The 12,983-nt window shown below is 70.5% G+C and carries 11 protein-coding genes; 6 read left to right on the top strand and 5 right to left on the bottom strand.

Translation table 11 applies throughout. The annotated features are described in order from the left end of the window. The first annotated feature begins 2 nt into the window (after positions 1-2). Together OG322_RS09960 and OG322_RS09965 are read left to right on the top strand one after the other, a co-directional pair. Positions 3-677, top strand: coding sequence for a response regulator (locus tag OG322_RS09960; protein ID WP_123461728.1), 675 nt, complete (start codon positions 3-5; stop codon positions 675-677). Positions 678-874: 197 nt separating this feature from the next. Then, entirely contained in the window at positions 875-1,498 is a 624-nt protein-coding gene (locus tag OG322_RS09965) for a helix-turn-helix domain-containing protein (RefSeq protein ID WP_123461727.1), read from the top strand. Between the two features lie 89 nt (positions 1,499-1,587). Here OG322_RS09965 and OG322_RS09970 read toward each other — a convergent pair whose 3' ends face one another. Beyond that, a complete protein-coding gene (locus tag OG322_RS09970) occupies positions 1,588-2,613 on the bottom strand; it encodes an ATP-dependent 6-phosphofructokinase (RefSeq protein ID WP_123461726.1) in 1,026 nt (341 codons plus the stop codon). A 259-nt stretch (positions 2,614-2,872) separates the two neighbouring features. Between OG322_RS09970 and pta the strand changes: the two genes are divergently transcribed. The 3 genes from pta to pyk all read left to right on the top strand — a co-directional run bounded on the left by pta (position 2,873) and on the right by pyk (position 7,724). Further along, the gene (gene pta, locus OG322_RS09975; protein ID WP_123461725.1) at positions 2,873-4,984 is read left to right on the top strand and encodes a phosphate acetyltransferase; all 2,112 of its coding nucleotides are present in this window, start codon (positions 2,873-2,875) and stop codon (positions 4,982-4,984) included. Next, positions 4,981-6,219, top strand: a complete 1,239-nt coding sequence (locus tag OG322_RS09980; protein ID WP_329306313.1) for an acetate kinase — start codon at positions 4,981-4,983, stop codon at positions 6,217-6,219. The genes pta and OG322_RS09980 overlap by 4 nt, the downstream gene beginning before the upstream one ends. Before the next feature lie 74 nt (positions 6,220-6,293). Then, positions 6,294-7,724, top strand: coding sequence for a pyruvate kinase (gene pyk, locus OG322_RS09985; protein WP_124285065.1), 1,431 nt, complete (start codon positions 6,294-6,296; stop codon positions 7,722-7,724). An 86-nt stretch (positions 7,725-7,810) separates the two neighbouring features. Here the strand turns inward: pyk and OG322_RS09990 are convergent, their stop codons facing one another. The 4 genes from OG322_RS09990 to OG322_RS10005 form a co-directional block, all read right to left on the bottom strand. Beyond that, the gene (locus OG322_RS09990) at positions 7,811-9,121 is read right to left on the bottom strand and encodes a hypothetical protein (RefSeq protein ID WP_266410916.1); all 1,311 of its coding nucleotides are present in this window, start codon (positions 9,119-9,121) and stop codon (positions 7,811-7,813) included. Then, positions 9,111-9,701 (bottom strand): DUF6114 domain-containing protein, encoded by a 591-nt coding sequence (locus OG322_RS09995; protein WP_123461721.1) that lies wholly within the window; start codon positions 9,699-9,701, stop codon positions 9,111-9,113. Before OG322_RS09995 ends, OG322_RS09990 begins: the two co-directional genes overlap by 11 nt. 92 nt (positions 9,702-9,793) lie before the next feature. Further along, positions 9,794-10,453 (bottom strand): DUF6230 family protein, encoded by a 660-nt coding sequence (locus OG322_RS10000; RefSeq protein WP_123461720.1) that lies wholly within the window; start codon positions 10,451-10,453, stop codon positions 9,794-9,796. A 599-nt stretch (positions 10,454-11,052) separates the two neighbouring features. Continuing rightward, on the bottom strand, positions 11,053-12,033 hold the full coding sequence (locus tag OG322_RS10005; protein ID WP_329306314.1) for a tetratricopeptide repeat protein: 981 nt from the start codon (positions 12,031-12,033) through the stop codon (positions 11,053-11,055). Between the two features lie 317 nt (positions 12,034-12,350). Between OG322_RS10005 and OG322_RS10010 the strand changes: the two genes are divergently transcribed. Next, a complete protein-coding gene (locus OG322_RS10010) occupies positions 12,351-12,980 on the top strand; it encodes a TetR/AcrR family transcriptional regulator (protein WP_123461718.1) in 630 nt (209 codons plus the stop codon). Positions 12,981-12,983: the final 3 nt, after the last annotated feature.

Here is a 12,983-nt window from a genome sequence, read left to right on the forward strand (position 1 = left end):
CAGTGATCAGGGTGCTGGTCGTCGAGGACGATCCGGTCGCCGCCGACGCCCATCGGCTGTACGTGGACCGCGTCCCGGGATTCGCGGTGGCCGCGGTCGCGCACTCGCGGGCCGAGGCGGTGCGGGCGCTGGAGCGCACTCCGGTCGATCTGCTGCTCCTGGACCTGTATCTGCCGGACGGGCACGGTCTGCACCTGCTGCGCTCGCTGCGGGCCGCCGGGCACGCCGCCGATGTGATCGCCGTGACCTCGGCCCGCGAACTGGCCGTGGTCCGGGAGGGGGTGTCGCTCGGCGTCGTCCAGCACGTGCTGAAGCCGTTCACCTTCGCCACCCTGCGCGACCGGCTCGTCCGCTACGCCGAGTTCCGGGCGGCGGCCGGTGAGGCGAGCGGCCAGGACGAGGTCGACCGCGCGCTCGCCTCCCTGCGCGCCCCGCAGCCCGCCCGGCTGCCCAAGGGCCTGAGCGGTCCGACGCTGGAGGCGGTGACCCGGGTGCTGCGCTCGGCCCCGGACGGGATGACGGCGGCCGCCGCGGGCGTGGAGCTGGGGATCTCCCGCATCACCGCGCGCCGCTACCTGGAACATCTGGTGACCGCCGGCCGCGCTGCCCGCAGTCCGCACTACGGACAGATCGGACGCCCGGAACTGCACTACCGGTGGGTGCCCGAGGCCCGCTGAGCGGGTCCCCGGGCCGTCCCGGCACCCCGCACGGGGCGCTCCCGCGCCCGGGTTTTCCCCCTAGGAGTTTCCTACGAGCCGTTGCCTCGGTGGAACACACCGTAGTCAGACCGCCTCCGACCTCTTACGGTAGGGCCGTGCACCCCACCCCGCCTTTCAACGCCCCCGCCGCGCGCAGACTGCGCGAGGCCCTGGGAATGGCTCCCGGTCATGTCGCCTACGGCCTCGGCGCCCAGTACGGACTCCGGATCACCGCCGAGACCGTAGCCGCTTGGGAGCGTGGACTCGCCTTGCCGAGCGAGTACGAACTCACGGCGCTCGCGGGGGTGTTGTGGTGCGCCCCCGGTGAACTCCTCACCGCCGCCCGGACCCTGCGCGAACACCGGGTCGCCCGGGAGCTGGCTCCGGACGAGCTGGCGGGGCTGCTGGGGATGGCCACGTCCGCCTATCTGCGCATGGAGGAGTCCGGGCGGTGGCGGGGCAACGAGCGCCAGTCCGCGGCGCTCACCGAGGCGCTGGGGCTGACGGCCGCCGACTTCGTGACGGCGACCGGACGGGACGAGGAGCTGGCCGAGCTGCTGCGGAGCGCCGTGACGACGCGCTGGCAGGCGTACGTACGGCCGGTCGCGAAGCTGGTGCCGGTGGACCGGCGGCTGCTCCAGGGCGTACTGGAGCACATGCACTCCGAGTACCAGGCGCTGATGGTGTCCACGCTGAGCTGGAGCAGTACCGGCACCGAGCGGGAGGGTGGGTCGGGCGACGCCGGCCGGGCGTTCCTGGCGCGGATCGTGGACCGGTTCTGGCAGACGGCCGAGGCCTGACGCTCCGGGTCCGGCAGCACGAAGACGACCGGGCCGTGACCGTCCTGTGTGGACGGTCACGGCCCGGTCGTGCTGCTCGGCGGGCTCGGTCAGAAGACCGACTCGGCCTCGTCCATCCGGTCCAGGGGGACCCTCTTCAGCTGGGTCACCGCGTCGGCGAGCGGCACCATCTCGATGTCGTTGCCGCGCAGCGCCGTCATCCGGCCGAAGTCACCCCGGTGCGCCGCCTCCACCGCGTGCCAGCCGAAGCGGGTGGCGAGCACCCGGTCGTAGGCGGTCGGCGTGCCGCCGCGCTGCACGTGGCCGAGAATGACCGGCCGGGCCTCCTTGCCGAGCCGGGTCTCCAGCTCGACGGCCAGGCGGTTGCCGATGCCCTGGAAGCGCTCGTGGCCGAACTGGTCGATCGCGCCCTTGGCGTACGGCATCGAGCCCTCGGCCGGGTGCGCACCCTCGGCGACGCAGATGACCGCGAACTTCTTGCCGCGTGCGAAGCGTTCCTCGACCATCTTGACCAGGTCCTCGACCTGGAACTTCCGCTCGGGCAGGCAGATGCCGTGGGCCCCGCCGGCCATTCCGGACTCCAGCGCGATCCAGCCCGCGTGGCGGCCCATCACCTCGACGACCATGACGCGCTGGTGGGACTCGGCGGTGGTCTTCAGCCGGTCTATGGCCTCGGTGGCGACGCCGACCGCGGTGTCGAAGCCGAAGGTGCGGTCGGTGGCCGAGATGTCGTTGTCGATGGTCTTCGGTACGCCGACGACGGGCATCCCGGCGTCCGAGAGCATCCGGGCGGCCGTGAGGGTGCCCTCGCCGCCGATCGGGATCAGCGCGTCCATGCCGTAACGGCGGCTCAGCTCGGCGCAGTTCTCGGCGGCCTCGCGCAGCCGGTCGCGCTCCAGCCGGGCGGAGCCGAGGATGGTGCCGCCGCGGGCGAGGATGCCGCTGACCGCGTTGAGGTCGAGGGGGCGGAAGTGGCCGTCGAGGAGGCCCTTGAACCCGTCCTCGAATCCGATGACCTCGTCACCGTGACCCACCACGGCACGGTGCACGACCGAGCGGATCACTGCGTTCAGGCCTGGGCAGTCGCCGCCTGCGGTGAGAACTCCGATGCGCATCGTGCTATATCTCCTGCTCGCTAGGGCCTGTCCGGCAATAACTACACAATCCCCCGTACCGTGAGCCACGGTGATTGTCCCATGCCAGGTACGTACCTCGCGCTCTCGGCCGCTCCGGGGGCCGCCGGCCGCTCGCGGCGGGCGGCGCCGACGGCCGCGGAGAGGGGCTTTCGCCCGGCGGGCGGCCCCTCGGCCCCCGCAGGTATCGTCAAACAGGCGATACCACCCAAACCTGCCAGGCAAGGACGGGAGAGCACGCGTGACGCGCAGCGTGTACGTGACCGGGATCGACCGGGGAGACGGCCGCCAGGTCGTCGATCTGGGAGTCATGGAGCTCCTGACGCGTCAGGTGGACCGGGTCGGAGTGTTCCGCCCGCTGGTCCACGACGATCCCGACCGGCTGTTCGAGCTGCTGCGGGCCCGCTACCGGCTCTCCCAGGACCCGGGCACGGTCTACGGTCTCGACTACCACGAGGCCTCCGCGATCCAGGCGGAGCAGGGTACCGACGAACTCGTCTCCCGGCTCGTCGACCGCTTCCACCGGGTGGCACAGAAGTACGAGGTGGTCCTCGTGCTCGGCACCGACTTCGCGGCCACCCAGCTCCCCGACGAGCTGGCCCTCAACGCCCGGCTCGCCAACGAGTTCGGCGCCTCGGTGATCGCGGTGGTCGGCGGCCAGGACCAGAACGCGGAGTCCGTGCGGGCCGAGACGCGCAATGCCTACCGCGCGTACGCCGGTCTGGGCTGCGACGTCGTCGCAATGGTGGTGAACCGGGTGGCCTCCGCGGACCGCGAGGTCATCGCGGACCGGCTCGGGGCCACGCTGCCCGTCCCCTGTTCGGTGCTGCCCGACGATCCGGCCCTCTCCGCGCCGACGGTCGCCCAGATCACCGCGACGCTGGACGGGACGGTGCTGCTCGGCGACGACGCGGGGCTGGCCAGGGACGCGCTGGACTTCGTGTTCGGCGGCGCGATGCTGCCGAACCTGCTGAACGCGCTGACGCCGGGCTGCCTGGTGGTGACGCCCGGGGACCGGTCCGATCTGGTGGTCGGCTCGCTGGCCGCGCACAGCGCCGGGACGCCGCCCATCGCGGGCCTGCTGCTGACGCTGAACGAACGGCCCGGCGAGGAGATACTCAAGCTGGCCGCACGGCTCGCACCGGGTACCCCGGTCGTCGCGGTGGCCGACGGTTCCTTCCCCACCGCCCAGAAGCTCTTCGCCCTGGAGGGCAAGCTGAACGCGGCGACGCCGCGCAAGGCCGAGACAGCGCTGGGACTCTTCGAGCGCCATGTCGACACCGGGGCGCTCCTCGACCGGATATCGGTCGCCCGCAGCGGCCGGGTCACGCCGATGATGTTCGAGCACGAACTGCTGGAGCAGGCCCGCGCGCACCGGCGCCGGGTGGTCCTGCCCGAGGGCACCGAGGAACGGGTGCTGCGCGCCGCCGACGTACTGCTGCGGCGTGACGTCTGCGATCTCACGCTGCTCGGCGACCCCGACGTCATCCGCAAGAAGGCCGCCGACCTCGGCATCGATCTGGCCGGCACCCAGCTCGTCGACCCGCAGACCTCCGAGCTGCGCCAGGCCTTCGCGGAGCGGTACGCGCAGCTGCGCGCCCACCGCGGGGTCACGGTCGAGCTCGCGTACGACGTCGTCTCGGACGTCAACTACTTCGGCACCCTGATGGTCCAGGAGGGGCTCGCGGACGGCATGGTCTCGGGGGCCGCGCACTCCACGGCGGCGACCATCCGGCCTGCCTTCGAGATCATCAAGACGAAGCAGGGGGGCACCTCCCAGGGCGAAGCCTCTGGGGGAGCCTCGATCGTCTCCTCGGTCTTCTTCATGTGCCTCGCCGACAAGGTCCTGGTGTACGGGGACTGCGCGGTCAACCCGGACCCGGACGCGGAGCAGCTCGCGGACATCGCCGTCCAGTCCGCGGTCACCGCCGCCCGCTTCGGCGTGGAGCCCAGGATCGCGATGCTCTCGTACTCGACGGGGACCTCGGGCACGGGAGCGGACGTCGACAAGGTCCGCGAGGCGACGGATCGGGTGCGCGCGAGCCGCCCGGACCTGATGATCGAGGGCCCGATCCAGTACGACGCGGCGGTGGAGCCGAGCGTCGCCGCGACGAAGCTGCCCGGCTCCGAGGTGGCGGGCCAGGCGACCGTCCTGATCTTCCCGGACCTGAACACCGGAAACAACACCTACAAGGCCGTGCAGCGCTCGGCGGGAGCGGTGGCCGTCGGGCCGGTCCTCCAGGGGCTGCGCAAACCCGTCAACGACCTGTCCCGGGGCGCACTGGTGCAGGACATCGTCAACACCGTGGCGATCACGGCGATCCAGGCACAGGGCGAGGAGCGACCCGCATGACCATCCCGAACACCGAGGACGCCACCCCCGCGGCCGGCCGGGTGCTCGTCCTCAACTCCGGCTCCTCCTCCCTGAAGTACCAGCTCCTGGACATGCGCGACCAGTCCCGGCTCGCGTCCGGGCTGGTCGAACGGATCGGCGAGGAGACCTCCCGGCTCGTCCACACCCCGCTGGCCGGCGGCGGTGGCGAGAGCAGGGAGCGCACCGGCCCGATCCCCGACCACGACGCGGCGCTCAGGGCGGCCGCCGAGGAGCTGGCCGCCGACGGGCTCGGCCTGGACTCCCCCGAACTCGCGGCGATCGGCCACCGGGTGGTGCACGGCGGGCTGCGGTTCACCGAGCCGACCGTGATCACCGACGAGGTGCTCACCGAGATCGAGCGCCTGGTCCCGGTGGCGCCGCTGCACAACCCGGCGAACATCACCGGCATCCGCACCGCCCGGGCGCTGCGCCCCGACCTGCCGCAGGTGGCGGTCTTCGACACCGCGTTCCACACCACGATGCCGGAGTACGCGGCCCGGTACGCGATCGACGTGGAGACGGCCGACGCGCACCGGATCAGGCGCTACGGATTCCACGGCACCTCGCACGCGTACGTCTCGCGCAAGACGGCCGCGCTGCTGGGCCACGCGCCCGAGGACGTCAACGTCATCGTGCTCCACCTGGGCAACGGCGCCTCGGCCTCCGCGGTGGCGGGCGGCCGGTGCGTGGAGACTTCGATGGGACTGACCCCCTTGGAGGGGCTGGTCATGGGTACGCGATCGGGAGACATCGATCCGGCCGTCACCTTCCACCTCAAGCGGGTGGCGGGAATGTCGGCGGACGAGATCGACGTCCTGCTCAACAAGAAGAGCGGTCTGGTCGGCCTCTGCGGCGACAACGACATGCGGGAGATCCGGCGCCGGATCGACGAGGGCGACGCACGTGCCGCGCTCGCCTTCGACATCTACGTCCACCGGCTGAAGAAGTACATCGGCGCCTATTCGGCGGTCCTCGGCCGGGTGGACGCCGTGGTGTTCACGGCGGGGGTCGGCGAGAACTCGGCACCGGTACGGGAGGCTGCGATCGCCGGTCTGGAGGAGCTCGGCCTGGTGGTGGACGCGGATCTCAACGCCGTACGGTCCAGCTCACCGCGGCTGATCTCGCCGGATTACGCACGGGTCGCGGTCGCCGTGGTGCCGACGGACGAGGAGCTGGAGATCGCCGGCCAGACCTTCGCACTGGTCGACAACTGAGCGCACCCGCGCCCCTTTGTATCTTCCACCAGCCGGAATATTCCGCAGCGAAACAAACCGATAGGATCCGCCTCATGCGCCGTTCCAAAATCGTCTGCACCCTCGGTCCCGCCGTCGACTCCCATGAGCAGCTCGTCGCTCTGATCGAGGCCGGCATGAGCGTGGCCCGATTCAACTTCAGTCACGGTTCCCACGCGGAGCACCAGGGTCGTTACGACCGGGTCCGCAAGGCCGCCGCCGAGACCGGCCGGGCGGTCGGCGTACTCGCCGACCTCCAGGGCCCGAAGATCCGCCTGGCGAAGTTCGCCGAGGGCCCTGTCGAACTGGTCCGCGGGGACGAGTTCGTCATCACCGCCGAGGACGTCCCCGGGGACAAGTCGATCTGCGGCACCACCTACAAGGGCCTGCCCGGCGACGTCGCCAAGGGCGACCCGATCCTGATCAACGACGGCAACGTCGAGCTGAAGGTCGTCTCCGTCGACGGCCCCCGGGTCCGCACCATCGTCATCGAGGGCGGGGTGATCTCCGACCACAAGGGGATCAACCTGCCGGGCGCCGCGGTCAACGTCCCGGCCCTGTCCGAGAAGGACATCGACGACCTCCGCTTCGCCCTGAAGATGGGCTGCGACCTGGTCGCGCTCTCCTTCGTCCGGGACGCCGGTGACGTCAAGGACGTCCACAAGATCATGGACGAGGAGGGCCGCCGGGTCCCCGTCATCGCCAAGGTCGAGAAGCCGCAGGCCGTCGAGAACATGGAGGGCGTCGTCGCGGCGTTCGACGGTGTGATGGTCGCCCGTGGCGACCTCGCCGTCGAGTACCCGCTGGAGAAGGTCCCGATGGTGCAGAAGCGCCTGGTGGAACTCTGCCGCCGGAACGCCAAGCCGGTGATCGTCGCGACCCAGATGATGGAGTCGATGATCACCAACTCCCGTCCGACCCGCGCCGAGGCGTCCGACGTCGCGAACGCGATCCTGGACGGAGCGGACGCGGTCATGCTCTCCGCGGAGTCCTCCGTGGGCGCGTACCCGATCGAGACGGTCAAGACGATGTCGAAGATCGTCGTCGCCGCCGAGGAGGAGCTGCTCTCCAAGGGCCTCCAGCCGCTGGTGCCGGGCAAGAAGCCCCGCACCCAGGGCGGTTCGGTGGCCCGTGCGGCCTGCGAGATCGCGGACTTCCTGAACGGTGCGGCCCTGGTCGCCTTCACCCAGTCCGGCGACACCGCCCGCCGCCTCTCCCGCTACCGCGCGGCCCAGCCCATTCTGGCCTTCACCACCGACGAGTCCACCCGCAACCAGCTGGCCCTCAGCTGGGGCGTCGAGGCCCATGTGGTCCCGCACGTGGACAACACGGACGCGATGGTGGAGCTGGTCGACGCGGAGCTGCTGAAGCTGAACCGCTACAACGCCGGCGACACGATGGTCATCACGGCCGGCTCGCCCCCCGGCGTCCCGGGCACGACCAACATGGTGCGCGTGCACCACGTGGGCGGCCAGGGCCGCGACTGACCGCACAGCGGTCCCGTACACGAGGCGAGGGCGGTGCCCCGGTTCCCAGGAACCGGGGCACCGCCCTCGCCTCGTGCATCACAGGACTAGCCGTTGCCGCCCGTGAAGTAGTTCTGGAGTCCCGGCACCGTCAGCGTGCCGCCGAACTGGCCGGCCTGCGTCACCTTCACGTGGGTGAAGAAGGCGAACGGCACGTTCAGCGGGGGCGGGGTCTCGGGGCTGAACGTGATCGGGATGAGGCCGAAGAGGTTGCCCTTCAGCTCCTCCGTGTACATCGTCACCGTGCCGTCGCGGATGGTGGAGGTGGACCCCTTCCGCGCCTTCACATGACCGGTGACGCCCGACTGCGGGCCGACCGTCAGCTGGTGGAGGTCCTTGATGTCGACCGAGGAGGCGGTGAACTTCAGCACCTTCTTCGTGCTGCCGTCACCCTTCTCCACCTCCACGATGCCCTTGTAGTCGAGTCCGCTCAGGGTGAGCAGCGAACTCTCCAGGATCCACGGGTCGTTCGGGAGCCGGGGGATGCCCTGCTCCAGATCGGCCGCGGCCAGTGCCTTCGGGTCGGCGGTCGGGCACGGGAAGGAGGGCTTGGCGCCGTCCGGGATGTCCTCGTCCTTCTTGGGGTCGAGTCCCTTGACGTCCTTGTCCAGCTCCTCGACCGGCTTGCCGGCCTTGCCCGCCGCCTCGCGGATGGCGTCGGTGGTCTTGTCGACCGTGTCCTTCGCGGCGTCCGTGGCCTTCTCGACGGGCTTGTCGGCCTTGTCCGTCTTCGCCTTGCCGGTGGCGCTCGCGGACGGCTTCGGGGACGCGGTGGTGGCGCTCGGGGACGGACTGGCCGTCTCCTTGTCCGGTCCGTCGAAGAGGTCCTTGAGGGCGTCGCCCAGCCCCAGCGGGTCGAGCGGGTTCTTCGACTTGGTGGGCGAAGGGGTCGCGCTCGGCTTCGCGACCTCGGCGTCGGTGCTCTTCTTCGCCGAACCGGTCGCCTTGTCGGTTCCCTTGTCGCCCGAGGTGCTCGCCGACGGGCTGGACGAGGGCTTCGGGGTGGCCCCGTCGCTCTTGTCCGGCGTGGCCTTGTCGCTCGCGGTGGCGGACGGGGAGGGCGACTTCGTCGCGGACGCGGAGGGCGACGGCGACTCGCTCGGCTCGTCGGAGCGGGTCACGCAGGGGCCCGGCGCGAAGGGGATGTCCGCGTTGTCGTCGGCCATCGCCAGCTTCGGAGTGAGCCCCATGCCGACGAACACCGCGGTCGGCATCGCGGCGAGCGCGAACGCCTTCTTGCCCGCGGGCATGTGGAGCTTCGTCAGCAGTGACCTCTTGGGGGCGGCGTGGCGGGGCCCTCTTCGCTCCTGGAGCCCGCTCGCGCCCACGGTGTCCGCCTGATTGTCGTCACCCCGCACGATGGCTCCCGCCGTCGACCTCGACTGTCGTGTCGTACTTCGCCTGCTCCTGCTGGGGAACGGCGCTCCCGTAGAGCTCGCCCCCGGAGTGTTCGGCGGTCTGCTCGTCCTTCGTGAACGAGAGGCCCTCCGGTGCCGCTTCGGCGGGAACTCCCGCCGCGGGCGCGGCCTCGTCCGTCCCCGGCTCACCAGGAGCCCAGGAGAGGGAGAGCGCGCCGCCGAGCAGGGCGAAGAGGAAGCCGATCAGGAAGCCGCCGATGTTGGCGACGGGGATCGAGATCAGCGCGAGGAGGATCGCCGCGACGCCCGCGAACACTCGGACGATGCTGTGGAACCACATCGTCAGGCCCAGCGTGATGAGCAGGACTCCGATGATGAGCGACCCGGCGCCCGCGGTGGTGGACATGGCCAGCGTCACGTTGCCGAGGTGCATGTTCGCGTACGGGAAGTACGCGATGGGTACTCCGCCCAGCATGGTGAACAGACCCGCCCAGAACGGCCGGTTACCCCGCCAGGTGCGGAACGTCCGCCGGAAGACGCTGAGGTAGTGCTCGTTCTGCCCTTGGGATTCGGGGCTCATGGAAAACAGCTCCCTGGAACCGGTACTGCCGTGAGAAAGAGAAGGGTGGGTGGCCGGAAGGCAGTGCGTCCCCCGGCCACCCTGGCGGGTGCCTAGTGGTAGCACTCCGTGTCTGTGCCCTTGTGCAGGCGCAGCTTCAGACCGCTGAGGTTGAAGGTGCCGGCCGTCGTGGCCCACGCCTTCTGCTTGACGCCGGTCAGCACGGCCTCCTCGGCGCGCTGGGAGAACCCGTTGGGGTTGGCCTGGGTGCCGGGCTGGATGCCCGTGCCCTTGTCCGTGCGCGGCAGCGAACCCGCGGCCACACCGATGTCGATGTTCTTGAACTTGGCGTCGGCGTCGAGCTGCGACACATCGAGGTAGAGGCCCTCGGCGTAGACAGGATCGTGGCCCTTGCCACCCGCCTCCAGCCTCATGGTGACGGTGCCGAGGCCAAACGGCAGGTTGGGTGTGGCGACCGACTGGCACATGTTCGTGATGGTGGCCTTGCTGAAGCCCGACACCGCCACGGCGTGCCCCCCGCCCGGGAGCTTGGGGTCGGAGCCGCGTTCGGCGGCCACGTTGCCGTACTGCACGAAGTCGTAGCCGTGGAGCTCATCGGCCGTGACCTTGAAGTCCTGCCCGGACACGCTGAACGACGCGGCGAGCGCGCCCTGTGCCAGACCCACACCCACCGCGGCGGTGGCTATGACGCTCGGCACCATGACGACAGCGAAACGCTTCCATCTCGTGCCACCGCGAACCTGGGAACTCATACTTTTCCTCCTTCTCGGACGTACATCTCCGGTCTGGCATCCTGCCCGACCTGGGATGGGAGAAGTGCTACGTCCTCGGAAAGGAGAGCGCCCGCGAACGGGACGTGAACCGCGCCCGAATCACCGGCGATCACCCCCGAGCGACAACCACTGGCCACGCGTTCGCGCAACCTCTTCGGACAGGCCCTGCGAGTCAGCAGGAACCCCCCTGTCCGGAGCCGGCACCACTGCCGCCGGCCCACCCGGTGGGGACCCAACGGAGCCGCCGGCACCGACTGGCAGCCGGACTGGCGGTATTGGACCGAGCGTGGCCGATCGTGGTCCATTCGCGGCCGTGACACAAGGGGGCTCGTTACTCACTGGTAACGGCGCGATAACCCGCCCACGACCGGGCGGTACCGACCGGCCACACACGGTTGCCCCGGACCCGCAGACGAATCACGGCATTGACGAGCGAAATCGGACAGATCCCAGTGTGCGATTTACTCGGAGTAACAGCCCGTGCTTTTATCAAGATTTGGTAAAGCGAGGGCCTCTCTTATCGCCCCGACGCGAAAACGGCCGCGACTCCGGGGAGGAGTCGCGGCCGTGTTGTCAGATCAGAACAAGACGCGTGCGAGGGCGGTGCGTGCGGCGCCGACTCGGGGATCATCGGGGCCGATCACCTCGAAGAGCTCCAGCAGCCGCACCCGTACCCGGTCGCGGTCGTCACCGAAAGTCCGGCGGACCGTCTCGACGAGACGCCCGAACGCGTCCTCGACATGACCGCCCACCAGATCCAGGTCGGCCGCGGCGAGCTGGGCCGGCACATCGGCCGGGTTCTCGGCGGCGTCCTTGCGGACCTGCTGCGGGTCCGTCTTCTGGACCCGGGCCAGGAGCTCCGCCTGGGCGAGGCCGAGCTTGGCCTCGCTGTTGGCCGGTTCGTCGGAGAGGACGTTCTTGTACGCCTGGACGGCGCCCGCGAAGTCATTGGCGTCCAGCGCCTGCGCGGCCGCCTCCAGCAGGGCGTCGTACGGGCCGACGGGTACCGGGGCGGGCTCCTGCGCGGCCGCGTCGGGAGCCGCCGCGTCCTGGTCGACGACGATGCCGGTGAGTCCGAACCGCTCCTCGCCGACCTGGATCAGCTGGTCCAGGGTCTGCCGGATCTGGGACTCGGGGGCCGCGCCCTGGAAGAGCGGCAACGCCTGACCGGCCACGACCGCGAAGACCGCCGGGATGCCCTGGATCCCGAACTGCTGCATCAGCATCTGGTTGGCGTCGACATCGACCTTGGCCAGCACGAAGCGGCCGTTGTACTCCTGGGCCAGCCGCTCCAGGAGCGGCCCCAACTGCTTGCACGGCTCGCACCACTCGGCCCAGAAGTCGATGACGACGGGGACTTCGGCGGAGCGTTGCAGGACGTCGTTCTCGAAGCCCGCCTCGTCGACGTCGAACACGAGGGAGGAAGCGGGTACGGCTGCGGGGCCACCCTGCCGGGCGGACTCGGCACGGGCCTGCTCCGCCTTCACCTTGGCCTCACCGGCCGCCTTCACCGCGGCGAGGTCGACGACGCCGCTCATGGACATGTTCCTAGGCTGCATACGTACATCCTCCCCCCTTGGCGCACCGATCCGGAAAGCGATACGTGAACCGCGCCCATCCGTGACCCCCGCCGGTGTGCGAGGTGTACGGACAGACACGGTCCGAGGGCCCCTGAAAGACCCGGTTCGGCACCCGGTCCCCACCCGGCGCCTGTGGCTGTCGTTCGTCCGTGGCGCCACAACGGCCGGGCCGTTGTTCTTACGCTACGACCCGTAGCGTAACTGGCCGCCACCCCCGCTGCACAGGAGTGCCCGGTGATCTGTCTCACGGCGAACGGGGCCGGTCGGCACTAGCTACTGGCGGGTATGGTCGCGTCATGCTGAGCCACAGCCACCCCAAACCCGCACGAACGGGACGTCCGCGCAATGCCGCGGCCGATGAGGCGATCCTGGAGGCGACCAGAGCCTCGCTGGTCGACCTGGGCTGGTCGAAGCTGACGATGGGCGACGTGGCGACGCGGGCCGGGGTCGCCAAGACGACGCTCTACCGGCGCTGGGCGGGCAAGAACGAGCTGGTCGTGGACGCGGTCGCGGTCCTCTTCGACGAGCTGGAGCTGCCGGATCTGGGCAGCCTGTCCGCCGATGTGCAGGCGGTGGTGCTCCAGTTCGCCGCGCTGCTGGAGCGGCCGGAGACCCGGACCGCGCTGATGGCGGTGGTCGCGGAGTCGACCCGGGACGAGGCGCTGCGGAGCCGGATCCGCGACTCGATCGTGGACCGGCAGAAGCGGCTGGTGCTCCAGGGCCGCCAACGGGCTCAGGACCGGGGCGAGTTGCCGGTGGAGCAGGACGAGGTCACGGCGGCGCTGACGGCGGATCTGATCTTCGACGTGATCGCCGGCGCGGTGGTGCACCGGGCGCTGGTGAGCGCCGAGCCCGTCGATGCCGACTGGGCCCGGCGCTTCACCCTGCTGCTCCTGACGGGGCTGGGCGCCGCCGCCGCCGGATAGCGC

This window comes from Streptomyces sp. NBC_01260 (assembly GCF_036226405.1).
Classification (GTDB): Bacteria; Actinomycetota; Actinomycetes; order Streptomycetales; family Streptomycetaceae; genus Streptomyces; species Streptomyces laculatispora.